The sequence below is a fragment of the Maribacter aquimarinus genome, from assembly GCF_047345505.1.
Lineage (GTDB): Bacteria > Bacteroidota > Bacteroidia > Flavobacteriales > Flavobacteriaceae > Maribacter.
The window spans coordinates 62,716-87,415 of sequence record NZ_JBLFEO010000007.1; the positions used below are offsets into that span (position 1 = coordinate 62,716).

The following is a 24,700-nucleotide window of genomic DNA, read 5'->3' on the forward strand; positions in this document are numbered from 1 at the left end:
ACAAAAAGCGCCCGGCAGGGCGCAAAGTTCCCCAATCGAGTCCCTTAATCATGTCATAGCCACAAACCTTTATTCCTGTACTTTGAATAATCCGCAAACTCATCCTTGAACCCGTTAAACATTTCTTCTTCTTTAAAACTATTGCCTCCCAACATATTTCCAAGGGCATAAACACCCTTTCGAAGAAGACGCGCCTGTTTTTTATCCACTTGCCTTCGGGAAACAACAACTACGGCTTCCTTCAACCCGTTCTGCATATGGTGTGCCAATTGAGGCAACGGAAGATTTGGCCGTATCCCATCCAACACGAAGAGATAGGCCGCCTTCTTATATTGCCCTGTCTCCACCAAATGACCGGCCCAAAGACTTTTTAAATTATCCCGTCCAGATATTTTGACGTCTTCCAAAATTTCTACCTGCTTGTTCAAAACTATATTTAGGTCTCTTGACGATTCCAGATAGGCTTGTGTTTTTGGAGCAAGCGGAACTTGTACCGGATACTTGGAATATATAGAAGCGATGCATAGCCTTTCTTCCTTTCTCTCAAAATAGAAGCCCTTGGCATTGAAAAATTCCACATAATCCCTCGGCGATTTCTCAAAGGATACCTGCATGCGTTCGGCGAATTTATGATAGCACTTCAGGCTCAAACGTTCAAATCGTTGCCGATATTTTGGGGTCATGGCCGCATAGAGGTTCGGGAACATCAATGGCAGGAATATCGCCGTCGGGCGTAGGTCGATTTCTTTTTCGGTCTTGTCGTTCAGAAGTCCGTCCAATACCTTTTCGTTCTCTCTGATAAAACTGGGGGAAGCATAAAATTCGATTTGTTCTGGATACGGCACCTTACCTATATCCAATTTTACTCGATGTTGATAGGAATTTGCATAGATAAGGTTGTTCCTATCATATCTTGTACCAAGACTGTGCATAAGCTCAAAAAGAACCCCCTTTTGTTTTGGTGCTTCGAATAGTTGCTTGCCGATGGCCTGTTCTATGAGTTCGGCCTTTTTATTCAGTTCTTTTTCTTCCCAGACCAATTCCGTGATGTGGAACTTGTCCTTTACAATATTAAAATGTTCTTTAATCATATTGCTTAAACTCCGGTTGTCGGTATGCAGGTATTTTCTGAGAAATAGAAAACGTTCCGATTTGGCCATTTCGGCGACTATCGGTTTTATGCGTATCCTATCGATGTGTTCCGAGAAAAGTAGTTGCCTTCCCGAATTTTGATAGGTCTCTTTATAGGCTTCCTTGATGCACTTTTGAAGTTCCAGTTTCAGCTGATTACTTTCTGCATACATCTGGGTAAACTCGCTTTTGAACAATTGGGGGTTTTGGCGGATTCCGATATTGGATGTTATTTCTTCGGCTTTGAGGACATATCCCGATTTGTCATAGATGGTAAAATCGACGTTTTTTTCTTCCTCATCATAATCGATTTTGCAATCCAGTTTTTGATACGATTCAAGGATGTCGGGCAGATGTTCGGGATTTATGGTTTTGAAAAGTCCGTAGGTTGTATTCAGTTGTTTTTCCAACCGCCTTTTGACCATGGGCAAGAGTTTTGAACTTTTGTTATGTTCAAATACCTTTTGCAGTTTTGGGCCGCTCAATTGTGGATGGACGGTATAGCCATTGATAAACCTTGATTTGTAGCCATCTTTTACCGCCACACCATACGATACGCCTACCCTGCCATTTCGCTCGACCGTCCTTAATTCAATATGATGTTTCTTGAGGTGTTCCGAAAGTTCGTTGAAACTGCGCACCTTGTACTTTTGCAAAGCAATGTTCACGATATCCTGTATATATAACCTGACACCGTTGATGTCCCGGTTCCGGAATTCGGGCATTTCGTATTTGGGGAGTTCCTTGGTCCGTTTTGTATCGGGCGATGGGGAAAGTCCGAACTCTTTTTCGAGGTATTTCTGGGTCGCTACGCTCCTTCTAATATCATTGGACAGGTTGATCTGCAAACAATCTTCTTTGATAGTGGACGAAACGATATGCACATGCTCATGTTTGGTGTCGTGATGACGGATTACGACAAAGGGCTGTTCGCCATAGCCCATGTGTTCCATATAATTTTTGGAGAGTTCGAAAAATTCCCTGTCGTTCAAATGTTCGCCACGGGGAAGGTTCAAAGAGATATGTGCATACCGTTTTTCAGAATCGTGGCGATTGCCAAGATGGTACAATACCCTGCCGAAAAACTTCATGTCCGTATCGGTATCGGAATAGGTATTCTGGAAACCGAGTACGGTGCTTTTAGGTTTGCCCGATACATAGTTCAGTACGCCATGTACATTGTTCCGATAAAGCACCCTTGCTATCATTCTTGGCTTTTGGTATTCATAGTTTCTATCAGTTCCAGCATCAGTTCGCTCGCCTTTTCAATTTCCAGTTCAAGGTTAGCGTTCGGGCTTCGCATGTTCTTATAGTTGGCAACCTTGACCAGTTGGTTGATGTTGGTGCCTATCTTGTTTATCTGGTAACTGAGGTTCGAAATATCATCGGGAATCTGTTTCTCCTTCGTGGTTTTTCCGTTCAAAATAAGCTTTCTCAAGAACGGGCCGACCGTTCCTCTTTTCCCGAAATCAAGATTGTAGGACTGCAGGATAGTCTTTACTTTTTCCAGTTCCGTGCCATTGAACCTGAGCGTTATGGCATGCTCCCTTTTCCTATCTCCGAGACGTTTTCTTCCACCTTTGTTGATTGTCATTTCTTGACTCGATTTTATCGGTTTTCACTTCGTCAGAAGTAGGCGTTTTGCGATGCGCAAAACATCACTTGCTATCCACCTTCGTGGATAAATATATAAAATGAAATTGAATTATAACAATCTAATAATCAATATTTTAAGACGTAAAATTATATAGAACCATATAAGGTTATTTGGAACCAATCGAGGAAATTATCTGGTCTAATATGGTGTTGAAAAAAACAAGGAAATATGGAAATATCCAAGTTTTTTGTGGGTAGGGAGAAAAAAGGGCAAGCGGTTTTTTGCGGCTTGGGCTTTTGCGCGGTTCCGAGGGTGTTGAAAAACCGGAGACGCAAAGACGACCGAATGCGGGCCAGCGAAGCGTGCCCACTCGGTCAGGATTGTAGGCGGAGGATTTTTAACTTCCGCAGGAACATGGGTGTTACACCTTTGAATAATCTACTCAAATGCTACTCACAAAAACCAAGAATATATTTCACTTTCTCTTCGTTTTCCAGTTTACCTCGTTCCAAAATCTCCTTGCCGTAAGCTGTACGAAAATGATGGTCGTGCAAAAATTTCAGATTCAGTTTGTGCCATTCTATATCGGATACTTTCATGATATCCTTTAAGTCCCACTCTCTTCTCAATAACAATTTTTTAAAGAAAAAATCCGGAGTTCCGATATGGAAAATGTCTGCGTCGCATAGTACCGCAGCATATTTACTTGTACAGTTTTGAGGCATTTTAGTTGCTTCAATACAAGCTAAAACGGTTTCTAGCTTTGCTTGTGGATACCCTTGCTTTTCCAAAAATTCCTTAGCAAGCCTTTTACTTACTTCTTCATGCCCCTGATATAACTCTAAATGTCCTGTATCATGAAACCAAGCCGCGATCACTATGGGTTCTATTTCTTCTTTGGATAGCCGCTGGTAGTTGCAAATGACTTTGACGTTGGAGACGACCTCTTTGGTGTGTTCGATATTGTGAAAGGGAAGCTGGGCACATTTGCCTGCCGATAAAAGCTGGGTGCAATATTTTTCTAATTCTGATATCATTTCTAAATCTATTGGAAAAAACTAGTAGGACATTATTCGTTTTTAGTTTCTAAGATTGAAATTCCCAACTGCCTATTTTATGCGTTCAACAAGAAATTCGGACAGAAAAGCGGAAGTATAAAAAACACGAAAATCAAAAAAAGCACGGCCCAAAGCACGCCCATCAACAAGGGGTACAACAAGATGCCGCCTTTCGCTTTCGGATTCAAAGAATGTGCAATCAACCCATGAATACCAACGCTAAACAAGGTAAAAATGAGTCCTGAAATGACAATCATGAATGTATTGGAATGTGTTTCCTTAATTGAAAACAAATAAAAGCCCAATATCAGGGCTACTGCAATCACGATACTATAAATTCTTCTGGCCATAATGAATGAAATTAAAGTGCTTCCTTAAAATAAAAGAGTTGATGATTTGCTCCCCTAAAGCTCAAAAGGGGCATTCTACCGTATGTTTCCATTTTTTTAACAAGATCTCGATGGAACCATTTTTTTATTATGCTTTTATGTTCCCTTTCCAACATAACTACCAAATCGGCATTGGTATCTCCAAGATAAATTCTGAGAGCGTCAAAAACATCATCGGTGAATAACAGCTCAAAATCCATTCGCTCATAGGTCACTTTTTCATGGAGCATTGTTTTGAACCATTCCATTTGCATCTCTCCCTTATATTCCTCCTTCGTGGAAATATGAACAACTTTTATTTCAGCATCCAATTGCTTGGCCATTTCCGCCAATTTTCGAATGGCGTACACATCTTCTTCTTCAAAATCGGTAGCATAAACGATGGTTTTAATCGATACATGACTAGCATCCGAAGGAATGGACAAAATAGGACATGGTGCTTTTTCTATAAGGTGCTTTGTCGTGCTCCCCATAATCATTTCCCGCAATGCACTCCCACCTTTCATACCTATGACGATCAAATAGGCGTGCCATTCCTCAGCCACCGAAATGATGCCTTTTATTACTGACTTATTTTCGACCGCCTGCAACTGCACGTTAGGGTCTTTCCAATCGCTTCCTAAATATTCTTCGTAGAATGCTTCCAATTTAGAACGGTGCGACTTAAAAGCACTCTCCTCCAAATGTGGAAAAGGCTCATCGAGTCCCTCCGTGCCTAAAACAGTTGGGTAATCGAATACATGGGTAACTACCAGACGGGTGCCCATCTGTTTCGCCATTTTATAAGCATATTTTAATGCGGCCACGGAGTTTTCCGAATAGTCAGTCGCGTATAGTATTGTTTTCACTTGATTGTTTTTATTTGATTTTAACAACAAAGCTATAACCCATAATCTGGAGGTTTCATGACCTAGGTCATGATAATCGCTTTCAACAGGGGATATCTTTGCGAATTATAAACACCAGTCTAACCGAAAAGTCTGGCATCCAAATAAAGATCCATACATGAAACACGTAATCAAAGTACTCGGAATTGTTATGTTACTAGCTGCTTGTTCAACTACCAAGGTTCTTAGTGATATCGACAAAGGAGCTGATTTTGATGGTTACAAAACTTACGCTTGGTCCGATGTGGAAGAACCTCTCAATGACGATTATCCCCAATATGATAATTCACTAAATAGGAAAAGATGGAAAAACGCTATCGACGCCGCTATGCAGAATGAAGGATATACTCTAGTGGAGGAAAACGCCGATCTACAAGTTGATTACCATATACAATTTGAACATAATGCGGTCGTAGACCATGAATACCACAACAATCCAAGAGATTACTATGAAAGCATGAAACCAACTTCGGTCTATCAATATGATGAAGGAATCATGACCATACATCTAATTGATCTTGAGCGTAATCAAGTCGTTTGGCAAGCTGTTTTAACGAAGGTATTGGATATTAGTCAACTCGATAAGGCCGATTCGAACATAAGAAAAGTAGTAAACAAAGCATTTGAAAAATTTCATTCGCAAATTGCTGAATAATAAACGAATTAGAAAAAGGGTAAGAAGGGCTTTGACATCTTACAAAAAACTGTTTTAGGATGCCACAATTATCTCCCTTATTGGCAATGGGAGTGCAAGCGATTGGCCCAAGTATCCGTTAATACTAATTCTTTTTAAATTCTTAAATTTTTCGTACTCCTGATATATATCATGATACACCTTCATGATTTCCGATAGTTTTGAATTCGCTTTTGAGACAACGAAAATCCATATCTCAATACGCTCAACTTTTAAGTATGCAATCATGATAAAAGACTATTCAAAACACTACAACGATCTCTCAAGACTAATGGGAGAATTGGGTGCAGAAATACCTGCCACTATGAGTGGTTTCAATAGCCTGCATAAGGCAAGTACAGCTGAAGGTGCGCTCTCTTCAAAAACCAAAGAACTTATCGCACTTGGCATAGCCATTACGGTACGGTGCGATGGATGTATAGCATTTCACGTACACGACGCGCTAAAATCAGGGGCCAGTTCGGAGGAGATTGTGGAGACCATAGGGGTTTCCGTGCTTATGGGTGGAGGCCCTGCGCTCATGTATGGCTGCGAGGCATTGGAGGCATTGAATCAATTCGTAGTATTGGAGAATAATTAAGGATATAACAAAAAAACATAGCATCATGAAAGAAGTAGTTTATAATTCAGACCTGCATTTTGAACATAAACAATGGAATTCTGAACTTGCCTTTTGGGAAGACGAGTTAAAAACGTTTAAAAACAGATTGAGCGAACTGGTAACCCGCTGGACGGATAAAGAAGTACTTGCGCAACTAGAACATTATCAGAATCAGTTTATACTTCACGGTGGAGTAATCGAGAATTTACAAGAGACCATTGAGAAACATGAAACAAACATCGCAGGCCATAGCCAAAAGGGCGATGAGTCGATGGATGTAGCCCTGGTCAAAAAACATTCGGAGTTTAGGTATCAAATGGAGGCCCAGCGGCAGATCTATGCTGACCTTAAAAAGGAATTCTTCCGGTTTCTTTCTAAGTATATGTAAGCACTCTGTCGAATATGGCCACCTTAAAACTTCCGAAGAAAAAAGACCTTAAAAGATACAATACCCTTTTCAGCGTACTTACCAAGTATGGCTTTGAGGATGTAATGGGTTCGACTACGGCCAAAAAACTCATCCCAAAAAACTACCTCAAAAAACATCCAGATACCGAAAAGGTGCTGTCACTCTCTACTTTTGAACGTATTCGTATGGTTTTGGAAGAGTTGGGACCTTCCTATGTAAAAATGGGACAGGTCATCAGCAATCGAGAGGATATGCTCCCTCCTGACCTCATCAAAGAACTGGAAAAATTACAGGATCACGTTCCTTCCTTGAAAAATTTTGACGTAGAAAATACGATTGAAACGGAACTTGAAATCACTTGTTCGGATTATTTCCGATCCATTGAGCAAGAGCCGCTGGCCGCAGCATCTTTGGCCCAGGTACATAAGGGGCAATTGCTCAATGGCGATATAGTGGCTTTGAAGATACAGCGTCCCGATGTTGGGGAGGTCATCGCATCGGATATTTCCATCATGAAAGAGGTTGCTAAAGCTTTGGAAAAATACAGTGTTCAAGCAAAGGCATTTCAGCCCATACAGCTTGTGGCATCCTTCGAAAAAAGCATCAATGAGGAGCTTAGTTTTTTACAGGAAGTGGACAATATGGAGCATTTTGCCAAAAATTTTGAAGGCAACGTTGCTATTTACGTCCCTAAAGTATATCGTGAACTATCGAACGACCATATCATCTGTATGGAATTCGTTGATGGTATCAAGGTGTCCGAAATTGAAAAGCTGAAGGCCCTGAATATCGACACCAAAGCGGTAGCACAGGTAGGGGTGGATCTGTACCTGGAACAAATTCTGGAATATGGTTTCTTTCATGCCGACCCACATCCTGGAAATATGTTCGTACTGCCAGAGGCGGAAAAAATCTGTTTTATCGATTTTGGTATGATGGGCAGCATTATGCCCAATGATAAGGAAGCCTTGGAAGATCTTCTTCAATATTTTTTGAGAAAGGATGTACACAAAATTGTCCAAGTTCTGAAAAAGATTGCCACAAAAACTGAAATTCCAGATGAAAAGAAACTGGAATACGATTTGTATGAACTGATAGAAGGGGTCAGTAATACCTCGCTGCAAAACATAAAGTTGGGCACCACTTTGGGGCAGTTTAAAAACGTACTCTACGAAAATAAGGTTAGCATACCCCATTACCTGTATATGTTGATCCGTGCCTTGGTAATTATCGAGGGTGTGGGACTAAAATTGGATCCCGAATTTAATATTACGGACAATCTAAAACCTTATATGTCAAAGATCGCCCGCAAGCGGTTTAGCCTAAAACGACTATTTAAAAAGAACGTACATTGGTTTCAAGATTACAATGCCCTTTTAGAAACCCTGCCAGACGACATCAATGACATCCTCAATAAGATTAAGAGTGGAAAATTGGTTATTGTACATGAGCATAAGGGCTTGAACGAGTTTAGAAATACATTGAAGACCGGGATTAATCGTTTGGTATATGCCGTTATAATAGCTGCCCTGTCAGTTGGATCTGCGCTTTTGGTCATGGCCGATATGCCACCGAAAATCAAAGGTATTCCCGTTTTGGGTGCTTTGGGTTTTTTACTATCGGCCGTTTTGGGGTTTATTATAGTGATTTCCATTTTTAAGAACAGGAATCAATAGTAGCATTATACATTTTCAGAATGCAAACAAGTCAATTATTAAATGAACTAATGGGGACATATATATTGGGCGTGCTCATTAGTATGGGCATCGGCTTGATATTAGGCTTGGAAAGGGAATACGACAAACTGAAAGAGGAACAAGGCTTCGCAGGCATACGCACATTTCCGATTGTTACCATCTTAGGCTTCTCCTTGGGCAGCCTTTCCGAAGCCTTTACACCGTGGCTGTTGATCATTAGCTTAGGTTCGTTTATTTTGTTTTTGGGGTTTAACCAATTTTCCAAAGCAGAAGAAGCCTATTCAAAAGGGTTGACCACCAATTTGGCCTTGATCGCCACTTTTGTTTTAGGAATACTGGTTTCTGCTGAATTCTATAGGGATGCCGTGGCAACAGCGGTCATCATCGTAACCTTACTTTCGTTAAAGACTCGGTTTCGTACGGTCATCAGTAATATAACCTCCGAGGAACTCTCTGCTTTTATAAAATTTTCCATAATCGCACTTTTAATACTGCCCTTTTTACCAAACGAAACCTATGGGCCCGATGATCTGTTGAATCCATTTGAGATTGGTTCCATAATTGTAATTGTATCCTTTTTGAACTTTATCGGCTATTTTTTAGTGAAATTCGTTGGTTCCGAAAAGGGTATTTTACTGACCGCAATTTTAGGAGGACTTATTTCCAGTACCGCGGTTACTTGGAGCTATGCATCAAAGAGTGTGGAATCTCCCGAACTCTCAAAAAAATATAGTGCGGGAATCATTATTGCTTCGGCCATTATGTTTCCCAGACTCGCCTTACTGGTATATATTTTCAATAGCACTCTTTTTACCTATTTGGCGCTGCCATTCGGTATATTGACCTTAATATGCTTGGTTACTTCTCTTATACTCATAAAAAGGGATACCAAAGAACCGGATACTAATATTAAATTGGGCAACCCATTGAATATATTAAACGCTATAGGTTTTGGAGTAATTTATGTGATTATTGGTTTTGCCGTTTTTTATGGGAATCGTTTTTTTGGGGAAAACGGCCTGTACTATACCGCTTTAATTGCGGGCTTGGCGGATACCGATGCCATTACCATAAGCATGGCAAAATTCTCCTTGTCAAATACAGATTTGAAACTCGCCTCCTCAGTCATTATTGCGGCTACCTTGAGCAATATGTTAGTAAAGTTGGGCATTACGTTATTCAAGGGCTCCAAAACTACCGGAAGATTGGTGGGGTATACTTTTGGAAGTATCATCTTTATCGGAATCATCTATATCCTTATCAGTAGGGGTTAGTTTATTTGAATCCAATATCCATAGTTTATCTTGCGCAACCACATTTAACATTTTTAATTTCTATGTAAATGCTACGGATAATGCCCAATGTATCGAACATTATCCAAACTTCTTTCCTAACCAATCAAAGAATCTTTCATTTTTTTCACAACCCTGACCTAGGTCAGGATTCCTTCCATAGGCCGACCCTAATTTTGTTCCATAATAGTTGAAAAGGCAACTGAAGACTATCATATTAAAACAATAAAGGAATGAAAAAAATGAACACACAGGATGCCAAGGAAATCGGCGAAAATCTTGGTATCGATTGGAAAAATGTTAGTCTAGATGAATTCGCGCAGGGTATAAATGTTGAATTTGAACATGGCACACGATTTCCAGAAACCAATGTTACGAACGACGACAAAATTTTGACCGGTAAAATTGCATGGGCTCATCTAAAAGAGTTTCCGGATTATTATACAAGATTGGAAAAAATGGAAAACGAAGCCGAAGAATATTGGAAAGAAAAGGAACAGAACTGATCAAGATTTTTTCCTGCCAACCTAAGTCAGGGAACTTGACGAAGAAATGAACGAGTTGGCAGATTAGCCTGCTACAAAAAGAATTTTAATAAGTATAAATCAGTAGTCTCAAATAAAAACAATTAGTTATGGACATTAAAAACAAAGACCGACACGCATATTTCATAGGAGGCGGACTTGCCTCTTTGGCCGGTGCGGTATACTTGCTGACAGATGGCAATTTTAAAGGAGAAAATATTCACATTATTGAGGCTTTACCCATTCTAGGTGGTAGCAATGACGGTTCAGGTACAAAATCCGAGGGCTTTGTGTGTCGTGGCGGGCGTATGCTTAATGAAGAAACATATGAGAACTTTTGGGATCTAACCAGTAAAATCCCCTCGCTGGAAATTTCCAATATCTCTGTAAAGGACGAAATATTGGCCTTTGATCACGCAAACCCTACCCATGCCAAAGCACGACTCGTTGATAAAGATGCGAAAATTTTGCCCGTGACCGATATGCAATTTAACACAGACGATCGTTTGAAAATGTTAAACCTGTTCTTTACCGATGAAGATAAGCTTGATAATATTACGATTCGCGATTGGTTTGGAGATCATTTCTTTACAACGAATTTCTGGTATCTGTGGCAAACGACTTTTGCCTTTCAAGAATGGTCAAGTCTCTTTGAACTCAAGAGATATATGAACCGAATGATTGTGGAGTTTTCTCGCATAGACACCCTTGAAGGCGTAACAAGAACCACCTATAACCAATACGAATCGGTTATTCTTCCAATAAAATCGTATTTGGATAAACATCAGGTTGACTTCTCATTGAGTAAAACAGTTACCGATTTAGATTTTAAACCTGGGGATGGAATTACAGTTACCGCTATTAGATGTACCAATGCGGACGGCGAGGCCGAAACCATTCAATTGAACAAAGAAGATATTTGTTTTTTTACCAATGGATGTATTACAGATAATTCAAATAATGGAGATTACGACACACCGGCAAAATATTTGCCAGACAACCCGCCTAGCTTCCTTCTATGGCAAAGAATTGCAAATAAGAAACCGAATTTATTAGGAAATCCGGATCCATTCTTTACCAAACCAGATCAAACGAAATGGTATTCTTTTACCTGCTCCCTAAAAGGAAACGAGATGTTAAAACGCATCGAAGAATTTTCGGGCAACAAACCTGGTAACGGGGCATTAATGACATTTAAAGATTCCTCATGGAGAATGTCAATAGTAGTTGCTGCACAACCGCACTTTAAGGAACAAGGTAATGACACCACTATTTTTTGGGGTTATGGGCTACATCCGGATAATGTAGGAGACCATGTTAAAAAAGCTATGATCGATTGTACCGGAGAGGAAATCTTGACAGAGTTAATTCATCATTTGCATTTTGAAAAGTACGAGCAGAAAATCAAAGAAAGCGTAATCAATGTCATCCCAACAATGATGCCTTATATCGATGCCTTGTTTCAACCAAGAGCAAAGACCGACCGTCCCGATGTGGTTCCTAAAGGATCTACCAATTTAGCGCTTATCAGTCAGTTTGTTGAAATTCCTGAAGATATGGTTTTTACGGAAGAATATTCAGTCCGCGCAGCACGATTGGCTGTTTATACCCTTTTGAAACTGGATAAGGAAGTAGCTCCGGTTACCTCACACAACAAGAAACCAGAGGTACTGGCCAAAGCCGTACATACAGCATACAGGTCATAAATAACAGGGTTGGGATATAAAAAAGCGAATTTAAATCACCATAAATATAAATCAGTAATAACACTTAAAAACAAGAAAAATGGCAAACATTATCGTCGTTTCTTTTACGGAAGAAACAAAAGCTATCGAAGCTTTGCACAAAATGAAAGAATTGGATTCTTACGGAGACATCACATTATATGAACATATGATGATCCGTAAAAAAGAGAACGACCATTATGAGGTCTTAAACGACGAGACCACCGATGCGGGTTGGAGAACACTTACAGGAATGGCCTTAGGAGGCCTTGTAGGTGCCTTTGCAGGACCTATCGGATTGGTCGTCGGTTTGTATTCAGGTACCGCAGTAGGCGCTATCTTAGATATTGGTCGTTACGATTTCGAAGACGATTTCATACACAAGGTCAACAATAAAATGAAGGCAGGCGAAATAACCATTGTCGCCGAGGTTGGCGAAGACAGTTCAGTCTTTATCGACAATTACCTTAAACCTCTAGATGCTAAAATTATGCGAACCGATGCAGGTGTAGAATTTGACACCTATATGGATGAACAAATTGAGGAACTGGAAGAAGAAATCGAAGACGAACGCGAAAAACTTAAAAAAGCCACCGCAGATGAAAAGGTAAAAATCAGTGCCAAGATTGCTGAACTGAAGGCAAAACGTAAAGCAAAGATTGCCGAGTTGGAAGCAAAAAGAAAGTCTGCCCTTAAGGATGTCAAGGACAAAACGAAAGCTAGAATCGAAAAATTGGAATCGAATCTTAATAAATATGAGGACAATCTCACCGATTCAATTACACAAGCAAGGGCAAATAGGCTCAAAAAAAGGATCAACAGACAAAAGTCGAAGTTGAATAAGTTGAACCATCAGTTGGAAGAAGTTCTTGACTAAGCTAATAACAACTCCCCGAGGTACGCCTCGGGGTTTCATTTTATTTAAACAGGATAAACAGTAATAAATAAATCATGAGAACCCGAATTTTATCCTTGGCTGTAATAGCTCTTATGGGAGGAACAATAATGACAGGTTGCGGAGCAGCATCAAAAAGGGATGTGACTTCTGCAAAACAGAATATCAAGAAAGCGGACAAAGATTTGAAACATGCAAGAACGGCTGCCCATGAAGAAATCAAAACCGATGTAGAAGCAGATTGGGCAAAATTCAAAGACAAAAGCGATACCGCTTTTGAAGAAAGGGCGATTCTTATCGATGAATTCGAGGGGGCACTTTCACAAGTTGGTCAACAAAGAATACAAGAAATGAATCTTCAACTGGCCAAGTTGAAAAGAAAAAATGATGCACTCAAAAACAGATTGGCTCAAAGAAATGATTCGTTCAAGGAAAAAAGAATCAGGTTCAATGCATCTGCCAAAGAAAAAGAGCAAAAGTTCGAAGCCGAGTTCAACCATGATATGCATGAGCTGGGCACGGCATTAAAAGACCTTTTTAAAAACAACGTACAATAGACATTTAATAATCTTTAAAACAAGAAATCATGAGAACAAGAATTTTATCCTTGGCCGTAATAGCACTTATGGCTGGAACAATAGTAACAAGTTGCGGCGAGGCTTCAAAAAAAGATATGAAAGCCGCAAAAGAAGATATGACTGAAGTGGGTAAAGACTTAAGTCAGGCAAGTAAAGATGCTCAAGAAGAAATACAGACAGCCGTAAAAGCAGATTGGGGAAGATTTAAGGCCAATTCCGAGGCTAGCATTGCGGATATGGAAAGTGATGTCAAAACATTGCGTGAAAAGATTTCCAAGGCCAGTAAAAAGGAACAAGAAAAATTGACGGCAGATCTCGATCGTTTGGAAGAGAAAAACAAAGAGCTTCAAGCGAAATTAGAACAACGGGGTCGCGACTTCAAAGAAAACGTAATCGAGTTTAACGAGTCTGCCAAAGCAAAAGAGCAGCAATTCGAGCGAGAGTTTACCTATGATATGGATGAGTTGGGTACAGCGCTGAAAGATCTTTTTAAAGATAACGTAGAATAATAATCATAAAGAACAATATCATGGCAACAACAGTATTAAATTCGGTACGATCCGCAGCAAAAAACTGGTGGATATCCCCAATCATCGGGGCACTATATATTTTCGCGGGGTTTTGGGTATTCAGAACCCCTCTGGCAAGCTACATTTCGCTAAGCATCATTTTTAGTGTTTTAATCTTTGTCTCAGGCATCATGGAGATTGCCTTCGCAATTTCCAACAGAAAGGAAATCCCGGGTTGGGGTTGGTATCTTACTGGCGGAATTTTAGACCTGATTATCGGGATACTATTAATTTCCAATCCCGTGATGACCATGGCTATTTTACCCTATTTCGTTGGTTTTTGGCTATTGTTTAGGGGTATTATGGCTATCGGCGTCTCTATTCAATCAAGCACCTTGGGCATGCCCAATTGGGGTTGGTTGCTGGCATCGGGCATAGCTACTTTGATCTTTGCATTTTTGGTATTGGCGAATCCGCTTTTTGGTGGCTTAAGCATCGTTTATATGACGGCCTTTGCTTTTATTTTTATGGGCGTGTTCAGAATATTTCTGGGCTTTGACCTAAAAAAAATTCATAAGGCCATTAAATAAAAATAATCGTGAATATGGTTATATGAGAATTAAAAGCAGCGATAAAACAAGAAAAATTGGTTGGTTGGTTATTTTCAGTTTCTTGTTTAGCGTGGTGTGGGCAAATTCCTTGATCGGTACTACCGACCTGGCGAATTGGCTAATTGAAAACACCCTTACGGTCATCTCGCTGCTTTTTTTGATTCTTACCTATAAGAGATACAGATTCAGCAACTTTAGTTATTTGTTGATCTGTACTTTTTTGTGTCTGCACGTCTATGGCTCAAAATATACCTATGCGGATAATACCTTCGGATTTTGGTTGCAGGATATTTTTCATTCTTCAAGAAACCAATACGACAGACTAGTACATTTTAGCTTTGGTTTTCTGTTGTATTACCCAATGCAGGAATGTTTTTCAAAATGGTTGCACTACCCCGGACGTATAGCTTTCTTTTTACCTGTAACGGTTGTGCTTTCGGTTGGTGCTCTTTATGAAATTATCGAATGGTTGGTCGCTGCTATATTTTTTGTCGAACAGGGCATTTCCTATCTGGGGACCCAAGGCGATGTATGGGATGCGCAGAAAGATATGGCCATGGCATTTTTAGGAACTGCGATTGCTTCCTCGTTGTATTGGACGGCTACTAAAGTAGTGTCATCCAAGGTAGAATCGAATACATCAATTTCATAAAGTAATGCATTACCTCTTAATCCATAAATCTAAAAAAATGAAAAAAACACTTTTTATTGTTACGCTATTACTTGGCTTTATTGGAAACTCCCAAAGCTTATCAGAGCTCTACAAAGAGGTTAATTCCGCCGTTGTAATAATTGATATTTTAAGTGTGAAACCCATAATGAAGAATAACGATCAAAAATTAATCGCTCAATCTGCACAAGGCTCTGGTATTTTGATTTCGGACGATGGGTGTATCTGGACAGCGGCCCATGTTGTACAATCGGCAGAAGTGGTCAGGGTTGAGTTTTTGGATGGAGATGTCTATGAAGCAGAAGTCCTTTCGTCCAATCCTCAAGCAGATGTCGCGATGATTAAGATTATGGATAATTTTAAACTAAAGAACAAAAAACCAGTTAAAATAGGTAATTCGAATGAGTTGCAAATAGGAGAGGATGTCTTTGTGGTAGGTGCTCCGCTTAGGCTGAAACAATCCTTGTCTAAAGGCATTTTAAGTGGACGACATATTCCACAGAGTCTGGGAAATGGCTTTGTGAAAATCGAATTTCTTCAAACAGATGCCGCAATAAACTCAGGAAATTCAGGAGGCCCCATGTTCAATATGAAGGGAGAAGTGATTGGGATTACAAGTAGCATTTATAGCAGTTCAGGAGGGTTTAACGGTATTGGCTTTGCAGCATCTTCAAATGTCGCCAAGAAATTGCTGATGGACGAGTCTAATATCTGGACGGGCATGGAATCCATTGCAATTGCTGGAAACATAGCAAGGGCACTAAATGTTCCGCAGGAATCCGCACTACTAGTTCTCAGTTTATCATCTAAGGGGGCGGCCAACAAGCTTGGCCTTCAAGGAGGCTCAATTCCCGCAATAATCGATGGTACTGAATTATTGATTGGAGGCGATATTATCTTGGATTTCGCAGGTGTTAAATTTCAAGGTAATGATTTTCAGGAATTGATTAGGGAAAAATATGATGCTTATAATAAAGGGGATAAAATTCCTATAACAGTTTTAAGAAATGGAAAAATCGGCACTATCGTATTTAAGAAAGAATAAAAAAAACTCTGGCACTAACTATCATAGTTTTGTACCTCGTACCGACCCTCCAGAGCTTGGGTATTTTCTAAAAAAGCGGCAAGAAAGGTTTCTCAAAAAGAGCCCCATCCAACTTCATTTTGTTTTCCCCACCAAACTCGGATGGAATAGGACTCTTGCAATTTCTATAGGCTTTTTTGATATCCTTTTGTGAAGCATCTTTATCAACGCTCAAGATTTTATGATAATCATACTAATTCATTGCTTCAAGGTATTAATTTTCTAAAGCATACCTATTGAAAAAACTGGCCTCAAGGCTCTTACGGGCATTTTCCAACAATTGCCGCACCTCTTCAAAACTTTGGTTGCGGATGATGGCGATTTCCTCTAGGGTAAATTGGTACTCCGTGGCCAGTTCAAAGACCGTTCGCATGGGTAATGGTAAATTGTGCAATACCATAGCGGTATGTTTTCTGATATTCTCCTCGCCCAGATCCTTATCAAGCTGCTCCATGATTTCTTTTTTGTCGTCTTCCACGAAAACATGGTTCAGCATGTAGTTATTCTTGGGGTACGAAATATCGTCCAAGTCCTCGATCATGACCAAATCTCCATCACCATCGGTGCTGAATTTTTCTTCCATTTCGTCCCATTCAGGTTTGGAATAATCATCAATATTTTTAAAAAAATACTCATCAAATTCTTCGTCGATGATGGTATCTTCCAAAAGTTCATCCGCTTTCTTGAATAACCAAGAATGCAGCTCCTCTTTATTCTTGACCTCGTCAAAATGGTCATAGGTCTCGATAAAAAGCTGATCGATAAAATCATCTGGTTTGTATTTGCCCTTCGGTAGATTTCCTTTGATTAAGGCAGTGCCTAGTCTTGCGGTTATGTAACGTTTGACCTGATGCAAGGCTTTCAATAGCAAACTGTTGAACTCTGCTTGCTCGTTTTCTTTTTTGAACTGTACCAAATCGGAATACGTACTCGCTACGAATACATTAAACTCTTTTTTGCTTTCATAATATTTGAGGGTGTCCATGTTGTAATTTTTTTTATTTATTGCACACTTCAAAAATGCGGACTTGTCAGGTATAATAGCATGACTTAGGTCAGCTTAAAAAACAAAGTCATCTTATGTTTTGGTTCGGAACGGAAATTTATCGTCAACGCCCCTAGGAATGCATTTCAATGCTTCGCTAGCTCAATTATTTGGAATCTTCTAAACGATCTTTCAACTTCTCAATGTCAAAACGCTTTCCCCTGACCAAAAGCAAGTACTTACCATCCTTCAGCCTTTTGGCGTTTAAGTTCGCTTTGGCCTCACTAACGCCCAGCCCCCTAAAAACTCCGTATATCCCACCAGATAATTCGCCAAGTGTTTTTTTGCCTACCGGATTAAGAAACATGGATACCAAAAAACCGGCTACGAATAGGCAGCCAATTTCAGAATTGCAAAAAGTATCAAAATCGGTATCTGTACCCAACAGTTCTTTAAAATAGCTTTGCAGTTGTCTTTTTTTATGAGCCAAATCCTTTCGGTCATTTGCATGGACATCTTCCAGATTACCAATAATCGTTATCATTATCTTGTTAGTACCACCTTGATTTACCGTTTTTAAAGCGGCTTCAAGTTCAGATAATTGATTATAAGACTTTAAGAGAGCTTGTTTTTGTTCCGTTTTTGGGACTTGCATATATAATTCAATTTAGAGATAGCATAATCATAGGTTGGGGCGTTCTCTATCGCTAAATTACTTCGGCATGTTTTTAGTTTACCTGACCCAAGTCATGATGCTAAAAATTTTACTGGTTTAATTTTGTCCAAGATAATAATGAGTTATTCATCTTAAAAAGTAAGATTATGTCAAACGATAGTGGAAATGTAGTATTGGCCCTCTTAACAGGAGCGGCCATAGGCGCAGGAATCGGTATTCTGTACGCACCTGACAAAGGTTCGCAAACAAGAGGTAAGATAAAGCACAAAGCGCAAGACGCGGGCCATGACCTTACGGATCATATCTCCCAAGCGAAAGAAGATTTGACCAAAACGGTCAATGAAAAGACAGCTATTTTCGACCGAAAATTGGATGATGCCATCTCTACCATGAGCTATAAGGCCGATGACATTATCGCCACCCTGGAACGCAAGCTAGAAGACCTGAAAAAGAAAAACACCTAACTACAAAAATAAAGGGATATGGCTTTTGAAGCATTGAAAAAAGACATTGTTGACGTAGATACCGATATGAGGTCTTATTTGAAAAATAGCGAAGAGTACCTAAAACTGAAGACCTTCAAGGTACTTATGAAATCGGTTACTGCCGGAGCTCAAACTGCGGTTGTTGGGGCTATTTTATTAATAGCCCTGTTTATGCTGTCATTGGGTGCCTCCCTTGCCATAAATGAGGCATTCGACAGTTTTTATTATGGATTTATGATTACGGGACTTTTCTTTATAGTCATCGCAATTCTTTGTTACTTTTTTAGGGGTGCGCTGAACAGACCGTTACTGCGGAAATTTTCAAAACATTATTTTGATAGACCATGACAAAAAAATACAGTTCGTTTTCTGAAATAGATAAAGACCTAAATATTTTACGCCTTCAGCGAGAAATCGCCATGGAAAGTTTAAAATTCAATTTGAACAATACCAAGGCCGACCTATTGCCCAATCAACTGCTTGGTGGAGCGAGTGGTCTTTTGCAGCAACAGCTATTGACCTTCGCTATTAAAAAATTATCAGGTATTTTCCGGAAACGCCATAGCGTTACGGTTTTGGATTGATTGCTTTTTTGTCGTTCTGAGACAAAAGAAATCTTCTAGCCAAATTCTGCAATATGCTGTAATTGTTTTTTATCGGACAGTTTAATTCTACGAGATTCGCCCAATTGGATCAAGCCTTCTTCCTTAAAGCTCGAAAGGGCACGTATCGCCGTTTCGGTCGCAGTACCTATGAGGCCTGCAAAATCTTCCCTGGAAACACTTATGCCCATGTCGTCATCTTTGATAAGTCCTTTATCGTAAAGTCCCAAGAGCGTCATTGCAGCCCTTTTTCGAACGGTATCGAAAGCCATGCCCATTAACTGATCTTGCATATGCAATATATCATTTGAAATCATACTGATGAACTTGTTCGATACATCCCTATTGTTGAACAATAGTTGGGTAAAATCTTTCTTGGGAATACTACAAATTTCAGCTGTGGTAAGTGCAACGGCAGTTTCGGTATATAGTCCCGAACTTCCCAAAATCGAAAGTTGGCCGATAAAGTCGCCGGCATTGAACATTCCCGTGACATATTCTTTTCCGTTTTCGTTGTGCTTGTATGTTTTGACCTGTCCGCTTTGAATGAAATACAGATTATGCGCGATGAATCCCTCTGAAAATATCTCTTCTTTGGATTTAAATTCGGTTAGATCACGATCGTTCGAAAGGTCTTTTAGGTTTTGATATTTTGAGGCTTCCTTTATAAACTCATTGATGCCTTGTACACTTCTGGCAAATTCCTTACGCAAGAACGCGTTCTTTTTAAGGCGCCCTTCGACCGCCTCCAGTAATTCATTGGCTTCAAAAGGTTTTGTCAAATAATCATCGGCCCCCATCGTCATTCCTTTGCGCAGATCTGACCTTTCCGATTTTGCCGTCAAGAAAATAAACGGAACCGCCGCCGTTATATGGTTTTTGCTCAAGTGCTGAAATACGCCATAACCATCAACTTCTGGCATCATAATATCGCACAATATAAGGTCCGGCGTGAAACGTTGCGCTTTTTCAATACCTATCTTTCCGTTTTCGGCGGTGGTTACCTCGTAGTTCTCAAGTTCAAGAATTTCAGAGGTCATTTCACGAACCTCTTGATTATCTTCGATTAATAGTATTTTTTTCATTTTGTGATTAGATTTAAGGGTAATTCAACTGTAAAAGTGGTGCCTTCGTTCAGTTTACTTTGAAAGCTGATGGCCCCACCCATTAATTCTGTGTATTGCTTTACGATATTCAATCCTAGGCCTGTTCCTTGAATATTGGTAACATTACTGGCGCGATAAAACCGTTGAAATAAATGGTCTTGATTTTCGGCCGGTATGCCAATACCTTGATCGGTAACTGCTATCAAAAGTCGTGTATCGTTAGCATTAATTTTATACGTAATCGTTTTGTTTTCTTCTGAATATTTAATGGCGTTCGACAATAGGTTATGCGTAATATGCCGCATTAATTTAGGGTCAAGAGCTACTTCAATACTTGACCGATTATTGACAACTTCGATTACTTGCCCGTTCTTTTTGATGCCCTCAATTTCTTCGACCAAAGAGTTTGAGAAATCTACGAAATCAAATAAACTTGGTTGCGCCTTCACTTTTCCTTCTTCTAGCTTGCTCAAAGAGAGGAAGTCATTGAGTATGACCACCAAATTTTTTACGCTCGATTTTATAGAGCCTACATATCTTATTCTTTTATCTTCTTTGCCCGGTGCATTCTGTCGTTCAATGAGGTTGGTCGCGGAAAGAATAGTGCTCAAAGGCGTTCGAAACTCGTGCGAGGCCATTGAAATAAAACTTGATTTTAACTCATTAAGTTCTTGTTCTTTTTCCAAAGCATTCAAGATTTCAAGCTCTATTTGTTTTTGCTTGGAAATATTATTATAAACGAATAGGGCGTGTTTTATTTGTTTATCGTTATCATACAAAGGAGTAGTATTTACGCCATAAGTATTTTTTCTATACCTTGTTTCGAAAGTCAGGTGCTTTCCGTCAAGGGTCTTATCGATATCTTTTTTGATCTGTAGTTTTTGATCTTCGGATAACAATGCAATTTCATCAATGGAAATCCCTTTGAAATCGGTTCCCTTCAATCGAAAATTAGTCAACTCTTCGCCATCTAAGTAAGTAATTCGATGCTGCCTGTCCACTACTGCGATTGCACCATGGGGAAAGTTTTTAGAAATGGCAGAAAACATCTCTTGACTGGCTACAGCACTATTTTCGGCCGTCTTGGTAATCTGTACTTGGTCTTCCAAGCTTAAATTCGATTCAACCAATTTCTCGACCATTGCCTTTAGTTCGTCGGTGCGCTCTTCAACTTTTGCCTCAAGTTCCTGCGTATAGGCCGCAAGTTTTTCTTTACTACGCGTCAATGCCTTGGTCGTTCTGTGATGTTCGATCGCAATGCCTGCCAATGAAATCGTATTTAGGATCAGTTCTCTTTCGGCGGAAGATGGCTCTCTGGGTATGTCGGAATAAATGGCAAATGTACCCAACACTTTTTGGTCGGATGAAAATATTGGGAAAGACCAGCAGGACCTTAAATTATCGGCCAGGGCCAATTCCCTATAAGCTGCCCAAAGAGGGTCCTTGGCAATATCGGAAACGATAATCTCCTTTTTAAAGTGGGCCGCCGTACCGCACGATCCCACATTAGGGCCGATGGCGACCCCCTCAATTGCTTTACCAAATGTTTTGGGTAAATGAGGTGCTGACATTTTGTGCAAGGTGCCACTTTCGGCGTTCAACTGTAATAAAGTTGCTATGCAATTAGTAATCTGTTTTTCTATTATTCCCACAATCTGATCGCCAATGCGCTCCAAAGGTTCAAGTTGGATAACGCCCTCAAGCACTTTCGCCCCTTTGATCCTCATCAGTTCCATTTTTTTTCTTTGGGTAATATCGCGCGTGATGGCCAAAAAATCGCCGTTTTCTTTTTGAACTATCCGCGCCTCAAAATGTTTGGGCGCCTCACTAATTGTAAGTGTATATTCAAAAATTTGGGTTTCTTTGGAATTTTCACAAGCCACAAAAGCCGCCAGTACTTTATCAGATATCCTTTGTGGCAATACGTCGGCAATGTTTTGACCAATAAGTTCGTCTTTTGGAGCGAGGAGTTGGGAGGCATCTGAGACATGGACATCAAGATAGTTTCCCTTCCTGTCAAAGACAAAGACCAAATCAGGTAAAGCCTGTAAAATAGCCTTGTTCCGTTGTTCGCTCGTTTTTAGTTCTTGGTGGGTCTTTATCCCTTCGGTAACATCCTGCATATAGCCTTCGAGCCTCACAAGTTTACCGGTATCGTCAAATACACCCATCCCATGTTCCAAAATCCATTTGGTTTCGTTGTTGGCCGTTCTAATGCGAAATGAAACTTGAAAAGATTCGTTTTTTGATAGGGCTTTTTGAACGGTGTCCCACACAGTTTGACGGTCTTCGGGGGCTATCAAACTACCCCAATCGACACTGCCCTCATAAAATTGTTGGGGGGTATATCCACATACAGCATAGCAACCTTCGCTCATGAATTCCATACTCCATTGTTCATCATTTTTGCAACTATAAACGATACCCGAGAGATTACCAATTAGGGTACGTAGTTTTCTATCGTTTTCGTCGGTAGTAATCAAAGTGTTTTGTGTTGTGGATATCGGATGTGCCATACTGCAATCTATAAATCAAGTATTCATAAAACCACCTCTTTTTGTGTCGGTTCCACTTCCATTCTTCTGAGTTTTGGAAGGGTATCTGCATGGAATTCCTTTATGTAGGCTATCAATTCTTCCCTGACCGTACATCTCAAATTCCATACATCCGATGCATTCTTTGCACTAAAGGTCGCCCTCAATTCCATGGTGCGCTCATTAGTATGTGTTACCAATAACTTGGCTACATTTTTATCCCATAACGAATCGTGCTTCAAAACATCGAACAACTTTGTTCTCAGTTCGCCGACCGGGAATATATAATCTACGTAAAAATAGACGCTTCCGATTATTTCCTGGGAATTAAATGTCCAGTTTACAAAGGGCTTGTCGTTAAAATAGCTCAGGGGAAGTACCAATCTGCGCCAATCCCAAATTTTTATGACCACGTAGGTCAGGGTTATATCCTCAACGGTTCCGAATTCTCCCTCGATAACCACCTCATCATCGATCTTAATGGGTTGTGTAAAGGCGATTTGAAAACCCGTAATCAAATTGGCAAAGGATTTCTGTGCGGCGACCCCGGCAATAATCCCGATAACCCCGGCAGATGTGAGTATTGTAGTACCTAATTTTTTGGCCGCAGGTATATTCCATAAAATAGCCGCAACCGCAATTGTAATGACAATGACATAGACAATACTTTTGATAAACCGAAGCTGGGTAAGTACTTTTCTATCTTTTGTCTTGTGGTCGCTTGCTATCTCGAATTTATGTTTTACCACCTCTTCGAGGGCCTGCAATAATGCAATAAGGATCCAAGTAATATTAATGATGATAAAGGCCTCAATAAGCTTGTGCCAAAAGGTGTTCAGTTCTAAAAAAGTAAGGGAGCCGTAAATAAACAGTATGGGCAAGAAAAACTTGGCCGGTGTTTTAAGATGCAGCAATAATTGTTCTTTTAAGATGGTAGGTCTTCTTTTGTTCCCAAGTTTTAAGAATGTGTAAAAGACCCATTGCAAGGCTAGACCCAAAAGAACGCACAACGCCAATATGGCCAGATAGCTGAGCCAAGATTCTTCGCCAAAGAGTTTTGTGATACTAGTGTCCATGTGCTGTTTTGGCAAATGTATTGTTGCACATAGTACCAATACATGACCTATGTCATGATTTCTGTTTTATAGAAATTTTTTGACTTAATTTATTCTGGATTAGATGGTTGTGTTCCCTTTTGTTCTTCCAGAATGTTTTTGGCAGCAACATAACCCAACTCAAAAATAGCATCGATACTGTTCATATTAAACGTACCATACCCTGCCAAACCCTCAGGCGATATTACCACATCGCAGTCTGGGAATTTAAATATGGATTCAGAGGCGGATTTTAGTTTGTAAGCTCGTTCAGCTACGGTATAGGAATGTTTTAGATCTTCGATTTTAACTTTCTTCAACGGGTTGACGTATACCCCGATTATTTTGTCACAATCCTTCTTTAAAGGTTCGGTCGGAAAATTGTTCAATACGCCACCATCTACGTAGTATGTGGATCCTATTTTCATGGGCGTAAACATTCCTGGAAAGGAGGCCGACGCCAAAATCGGTCTGATCAGTTCTCCCTCATGAAATATTTTGAGTGTCCCTTCAATAATATTGGTAGCCGTTATAAAAAGAGGTTTCTTCAAAGTGCTGAAATCATCCTCTGGAAAATATTCCTTGAAATTGTCGTAAAATTTTTCGGTATCAAGAAAACCAGGTTTGCTACGCGCATATCGATTCGTATGGAATATGGGAATGGTCTTAAATAAATTCAATATTTCGGCCCAGCCAACACCTCCGGCATACAGCGAACCTACAATGGCACCTGCACTCGTACCCGCAATATGAGTTGGGAATATCCCATGTTCTTCCAACGCTTTTATGGCGCCTATATGCGCCACACCTCTTATTCCGCCTCCAGAAAGTACCAGACCTGTATTCATTTTGTTCTGCTTGTTTTGCG

General features: G+C 40.0%; 28 protein-coding genes. 16 read left to right on the forward strand and 12 right to left on the reverse strand.

Translation table 11 applies throughout. The features are described from left to right. Positions 1-53: 53 nt before the first annotated feature. From ACKWCC_RS06940 to ACKWCC_RS06960, 5 genes are all read right to left on the reverse strand, one after another. A complete protein-coding gene (locus ACKWCC_RS06940) occupies positions 54-2,339 on the reverse strand; it encodes a relaxase/mobilization nuclease domain-containing protein (protein ID WP_413995187.1) in 2,286 nt (761 codons plus the stop codon). Continuing rightward, positions 2,336-2,725, reverse strand: coding sequence for a plasmid mobilization relaxosome protein MobC (gene mobC, locus ACKWCC_RS06945; RefSeq protein ID WP_413995188.1), 390 nt, complete (start codon positions 2,723-2,725; stop codon positions 2,336-2,338). Before mobC ends, ACKWCC_RS06940 begins: the two co-directional genes overlap by 4 nt. Before the next feature lie 452 nt (positions 2,726-3,177). Then, positions 3,178-3,765 carry an HD domain-containing protein gene (locus ACKWCC_RS06950; RefSeq protein WP_413995189.1) on the reverse strand — a complete coding sequence of 196 codons (588 nt, stop codon included), beginning with the start codon at positions 3,763-3,765 and terminating at the stop codon, positions 3,178-3,180. A 77-nt stretch (positions 3,766-3,842) separates the two neighbouring features. Further along, positions 3,843-4,136, reverse strand: a complete 294-nt coding sequence (locus tag ACKWCC_RS06955; RefSeq protein WP_413995190.1) for a hypothetical protein — start codon at positions 4,134-4,136, stop codon at positions 3,843-3,845. An 11-nt stretch (positions 4,137-4,147) separates the two neighbouring features. Then, a complete protein-coding gene (locus tag ACKWCC_RS06960; protein ID WP_413995191.1) occupies positions 4,148-5,023 on the reverse strand; it encodes a universal stress protein in 876 nt (291 codons plus the stop codon). Positions 5,024-5,180: 157 nt separating this feature from the next. Here ACKWCC_RS06960 and ACKWCC_RS06965 point away from each other — a divergent pair, with 157 nt between their 5' ends. The 13 genes from ACKWCC_RS06965 to ACKWCC_RS07025 all read left to right on the forward strand — a co-directional run bounded on the left by ACKWCC_RS06965 (position 5,181) and on the right by ACKWCC_RS07025 (position 16,311). Then, entirely contained in the window at positions 5,181-5,717 is a 537-nt protein-coding gene (locus ACKWCC_RS06965; protein WP_413995192.1) for a DUF4136 domain-containing protein, read from the forward strand. Positions 5,718-5,982: 265 nt separating this feature from the next. Then, positions 5,983-6,336 (forward strand): carboxymuconolactone decarboxylase family protein, encoded by a 354-nt coding sequence (locus ACKWCC_RS06970; protein ID WP_413995193.1) that lies wholly within the window; start codon positions 5,983-5,985, stop codon positions 6,334-6,336. A 25-nt stretch (positions 6,337-6,361) separates the two neighbouring features. Then, positions 6,362-6,745 carry a hypothetical protein gene (locus ACKWCC_RS06975; protein WP_413995194.1) on the forward strand — a complete coding sequence of 128 codons (384 nt, stop codon included), beginning with the start codon at positions 6,362-6,364 and terminating at the stop codon, positions 6,743-6,745. Positions 6,746-6,759: 14 nt separating this feature from the next. Beyond that, positions 6,760-8,442, forward strand: a complete 1,683-nt coding sequence (locus ACKWCC_RS06980; RefSeq protein WP_413995195.1) for an ABC1 kinase family protein — start codon at positions 6,760-6,762, stop codon at positions 8,440-8,442. Between the two features lie 20 nt (positions 8,443-8,462). Continuing rightward, positions 8,463-9,737 carry an MgtC/SapB family protein gene (locus tag ACKWCC_RS06985; RefSeq protein ID WP_413995196.1) on the forward strand — a complete coding sequence of 425 codons (1,275 nt, stop codon included), beginning with the start codon at positions 8,463-8,465 and terminating at the stop codon, positions 9,735-9,737. 251 nt (positions 9,738-9,988) lie between these two features. Continuing rightward, positions 9,989-10,261 carry a DUF5661 family protein gene (locus ACKWCC_RS06990; protein WP_413995197.1) on the forward strand — a complete coding sequence of 91 codons (273 nt, stop codon included), beginning with the start codon at positions 9,989-9,991 and terminating at the stop codon, positions 10,259-10,261. A 128-nt stretch (positions 10,262-10,389) separates the two neighbouring features. Then, complete coding sequence (locus ACKWCC_RS06995; RefSeq protein WP_413995198.1) at positions 10,390-11,985, forward strand: oleate hydratase; 1,596 nt, start codon at positions 10,390-10,392, stop codon at positions 11,983-11,985. A 79-nt stretch (positions 11,986-12,064) separates the two neighbouring features. After that, positions 12,065-12,880 carry a DUF1269 domain-containing protein gene (locus ACKWCC_RS07000; RefSeq protein WP_413995199.1) on the forward strand — a complete coding sequence of 272 codons (816 nt, stop codon included), beginning with the start codon at positions 12,065-12,067 and terminating at the stop codon, positions 12,878-12,880. Positions 12,881-12,954: 74 nt separating this feature from the next. Next, the gene (locus ACKWCC_RS07005; protein ID WP_413995200.1) at positions 12,955-13,455 is read left to right on the forward strand and encodes a hypothetical protein; all 501 of its coding nucleotides are present in this window, start codon (positions 12,955-12,957) and stop codon (positions 13,453-13,455) included. Between the two features lie 29 nt (positions 13,456-13,484). After that, a complete protein-coding gene (locus tag ACKWCC_RS07010) occupies positions 13,485-13,985 on the forward strand; it encodes a hypothetical protein (protein ID WP_413995201.1) in 501 nt (166 codons plus the stop codon). Between the two features lie 20 nt (positions 13,986-14,005). Next, on the forward strand, positions 14,006-14,575 hold the full coding sequence (locus ACKWCC_RS07015; RefSeq protein WP_413995202.1) for an HdeD family acid-resistance protein: 570 nt from the start codon (positions 14,006-14,008) through the stop codon (positions 14,573-14,575). A 22-nt stretch (positions 14,576-14,597) separates the two neighbouring features. Next, the gene (locus ACKWCC_RS07020; protein ID WP_413995203.1) at positions 14,598-15,248 is read left to right on the forward strand and encodes a DUF2238 domain-containing protein; all 651 of its coding nucleotides are present in this window, start codon (positions 14,598-14,600) and stop codon (positions 15,246-15,248) included. A gap of 37 nt (positions 15,249-15,285) precedes the next feature. After that, the gene (locus ACKWCC_RS07025) at positions 15,286-16,311 is read left to right on the forward strand and encodes a S1C family serine protease (RefSeq protein ID WP_413995204.1); all 1,026 of its coding nucleotides are present in this window, start codon (positions 15,286-15,288) and stop codon (positions 16,309-16,311) included. Positions 16,312-16,378: 67 nt separating this feature from the next. Here the strand turns inward: ACKWCC_RS07025 and ACKWCC_RS07030 are convergent, their stop codons facing one another. The 3 genes from ACKWCC_RS07030 to ACKWCC_RS07040 form a co-directional block, all read right to left on the reverse strand. Then, positions 16,379-16,525, reverse strand: a complete 147-nt coding sequence (locus ACKWCC_RS07030; protein ID WP_413995205.1) for a hypothetical protein — start codon at positions 16,523-16,525, stop codon at positions 16,379-16,381. Between the two features lie 39 nt (positions 16,526-16,564). Further along, the gene (locus ACKWCC_RS07035) at positions 16,565-17,335 is read right to left on the reverse strand and encodes a sigma-70 RNA polymerase sigma factor region 4 domain-containing protein (protein WP_413995206.1); all 771 of its coding nucleotides are present in this window, start codon (positions 17,333-17,335) and stop codon (positions 16,565-16,567) included. Between the two features lie 166 nt (positions 17,336-17,501). Next, the gene (locus tag ACKWCC_RS07040) at positions 17,502-17,990 is read right to left on the reverse strand and encodes a hypothetical protein (RefSeq protein WP_413995207.1); all 489 of its coding nucleotides are present in this window, start codon (positions 17,988-17,990) and stop codon (positions 17,502-17,504) included. 167 nt (positions 17,991-18,157) lie between these two features. Between ACKWCC_RS07040 and ACKWCC_RS07045 the strand changes: the two genes are divergently transcribed. The 3 genes from ACKWCC_RS07045 to ACKWCC_RS07055 are packed head-to-tail and all read left to right on the forward strand — an operon-like array spanning position 18,158 to position 19,080. Beyond that, a complete protein-coding gene (locus tag ACKWCC_RS07045; protein ID WP_413995208.1) occupies positions 18,158-18,475 on the forward strand; it encodes a YtxH domain-containing protein in 318 nt (105 codons plus the stop codon). An 18-nt stretch (positions 18,476-18,493) separates the two neighbouring features. After that, a complete protein-coding gene (locus ACKWCC_RS07050) occupies positions 18,494-18,844 on the forward strand; it encodes a hypothetical protein (protein WP_413995209.1) in 351 nt (116 codons plus the stop codon). Then, positions 18,841-19,080, forward strand: coding sequence for a DUF6327 family protein (locus tag ACKWCC_RS07055; protein ID WP_413995210.1), 240 nt, complete (start codon positions 18,841-18,843; stop codon positions 19,078-19,080). Before ACKWCC_RS07050 ends, ACKWCC_RS07055 begins: the two co-directional genes overlap by 4 nt. Before the next feature lie 35 nt (positions 19,081-19,115). On the opposite strand, the gene ACKWCC_RS07060 is transcribed toward ACKWCC_RS07055, so the two are convergent. The 4 genes from ACKWCC_RS07060 to ACKWCC_RS07075 form a co-directional block, all read right to left on the reverse strand. Continuing rightward, the gene (locus tag ACKWCC_RS07060) at positions 19,116-20,183 is read right to left on the reverse strand and encodes a response regulator (protein WP_413995211.1); all 1,068 of its coding nucleotides are present in this window, start codon (positions 20,181-20,183) and stop codon (positions 19,116-19,118) included. Next, positions 20,180-22,720: a PAS domain-containing sensor histidine kinase gene (locus ACKWCC_RS07065; protein ID WP_413995212.1), complete on the reverse strand. Its 2,541-nt coding sequence runs from the start codon at positions 22,718-22,720 to the stop codon at positions 20,180-20,182. Before ACKWCC_RS07065 ends, ACKWCC_RS07060 begins: the two co-directional genes overlap by 4 nt. Before the next feature lie 23 nt (positions 22,721-22,743). After that, positions 22,744-23,814, reverse strand: coding sequence for a mechanosensitive ion channel family protein (locus ACKWCC_RS07070; protein WP_413995213.1), 1,071 nt, complete (start codon positions 23,812-23,814; stop codon positions 22,744-22,746). 89 nt (positions 23,815-23,903) lie between these two features. Continuing rightward, entirely contained in the window at positions 23,904-24,680 is a 777-nt protein-coding gene (locus ACKWCC_RS07075; protein WP_413995214.1) for a patatin-like phospholipase family protein, read from the reverse strand. Between the last annotated feature and the right edge of the window lie 20 nt (positions 24,681-24,700).

Excerpts from the sequence above, each read along its gene's own strand:
- ACKWCC_RS06940 (WP_413995187.1), bottom strand. The coding sequence starts at position 2,339 with ATGATAGCAAGGGTGCTTTATCGGAACAATGTACATGGCGTACTGAAC.
- mobC (WP_413995188.1), bottom strand. The coding sequence starts at position 2,725 with ATGACAATCAACAAAGGTGGAAGAAAACGTCTCGGAGATAGGAAAAGG.
- ACKWCC_RS06950 (WP_413995189.1), bottom strand. The coding sequence starts at position 3,765 with ATGATATCAGAATTAGAAAAATATTGCACCCAGCTTTTATCGGCAGGC.
- ACKWCC_RS06955 (WP_413995190.1), bottom strand. The coding sequence starts at position 4,136 with ATGGCCAGAAGAATTTATAGTATCGTGATTGCAGTAGCCCTGATATTG.
- ACKWCC_RS06965 (WP_413995192.1), top strand. The coding sequence starts at position 5,181 with ATGAAACACGTAATCAAAGTACTCGGAATTGTTATGTTACTAGCTGCT.
- ACKWCC_RS06970 (WP_413995193.1), top strand. The coding sequence starts at position 5,983 with ATGATAAAAGACTATTCAAAACACTACAACGATCTCTCAAGACTAATG.
- ACKWCC_RS06975 (WP_413995194.1), top strand. The coding sequence starts at position 6,362 with ATGAAAGAAGTAGTTTATAATTCAGACCTGCATTTTGAACATAAACAA.
- ACKWCC_RS06980 (WP_413995195.1), top strand. The coding sequence starts at position 6,760 with ATGGCCACCTTAAAACTTCCGAAGAAAAAAGACCTTAAAAGATACAAT.
- ACKWCC_RS06985 (WP_413995196.1), top strand. The coding sequence starts at position 8,463 with ATGCAAACAAGTCAATTATTAAATGAACTAATGGGGACATATATATTG.
- ACKWCC_RS06990 (WP_413995197.1), top strand. The coding sequence starts at position 9,989 with ATGAAAAAAATGAACACACAGGATGCCAAGGAAATCGGCGAAAATCTT.
- ACKWCC_RS06995 (WP_413995198.1), top strand. The coding sequence starts at position 10,390 with ATGGACATTAAAAACAAAGACCGACACGCATATTTCATAGGAGGCGGA.
- ACKWCC_RS07000 (WP_413995199.1), top strand. The coding sequence starts at position 12,065 with ATGGCAAACATTATCGTCGTTTCTTTTACGGAAGAAACAAAAGCTATC.
- ACKWCC_RS07005 (WP_413995200.1), top strand. The coding sequence starts at position 12,955 with ATGAGAACCCGAATTTTATCCTTGGCTGTAATAGCTCTTATGGGAGGA.
- ACKWCC_RS07010 (WP_413995201.1), top strand. The coding sequence starts at position 13,485 with ATGAGAACAAGAATTTTATCCTTGGCCGTAATAGCACTTATGGCTGGA.
- ACKWCC_RS07015 (WP_413995202.1), top strand. The coding sequence starts at position 14,006 with ATGGCAACAACAGTATTAAATTCGGTACGATCCGCAGCAAAAAACTGG.
- ACKWCC_RS07020 (WP_413995203.1), top strand. The coding sequence starts at position 14,598 with ATGAGAATTAAAAGCAGCGATAAAACAAGAAAAATTGGTTGGTTGGTT.
- ACKWCC_RS07025 (WP_413995204.1), top strand. The coding sequence starts at position 15,286 with ATGAAAAAAACACTTTTTATTGTTACGCTATTACTTGGCTTTATTGGA.
- ACKWCC_RS07035 (WP_413995206.1), bottom strand. The coding sequence starts at position 17,335 with ATGGACACCCTCAAATATTATGAAAGCAAAAAAGAGTTTAATGTATTC.
- ACKWCC_RS07040 (WP_413995207.1), bottom strand. The coding sequence starts at position 17,990 with ATGCAAGTCCCAAAAACGGAACAAAAACAAGCTCTCTTAAAGTCTTAT.
- ACKWCC_RS07045 (WP_413995208.1), top strand. The coding sequence starts at position 18,158 with ATGTCAAACGATAGTGGAAATGTAGTATTGGCCCTCTTAACAGGAGCG.
- ACKWCC_RS07050 (WP_413995209.1), top strand. The coding sequence starts at position 18,494 with ATGGCTTTTGAAGCATTGAAAAAAGACATTGTTGACGTAGATACCGAT.
- ACKWCC_RS07055 (WP_413995210.1), top strand. The coding sequence starts at position 18,841 with ATGACAAAAAAATACAGTTCGTTTTCTGAAATAGATAAAGACCTAAAT.
- ACKWCC_RS07060 (WP_413995211.1), bottom strand. The coding sequence starts at position 20,183 with ATGAAAAAAATACTATTAATCGAAGATAATCAAGAGGTTCGTGAAATG.
- ACKWCC_RS07065 (WP_413995212.1), bottom strand. The coding sequence starts at position 22,720 with ATGGCACATCCGATATCCACAACACAAAACACTTTGATTACTACCGAC.
- ACKWCC_RS07070 (WP_413995213.1), bottom strand. The coding sequence starts at position 23,814 with ATGGACACTAGTATCACAAAACTCTTTGGCGAAGAATCTTGGCTCAGC.
- ACKWCC_RS07075 (WP_413995214.1), bottom strand. The coding sequence starts at position 24,680 with ATGAATACAGGTCTGGTACTTTCTGGAGGCGGAATAAGAGGTGTGGCG.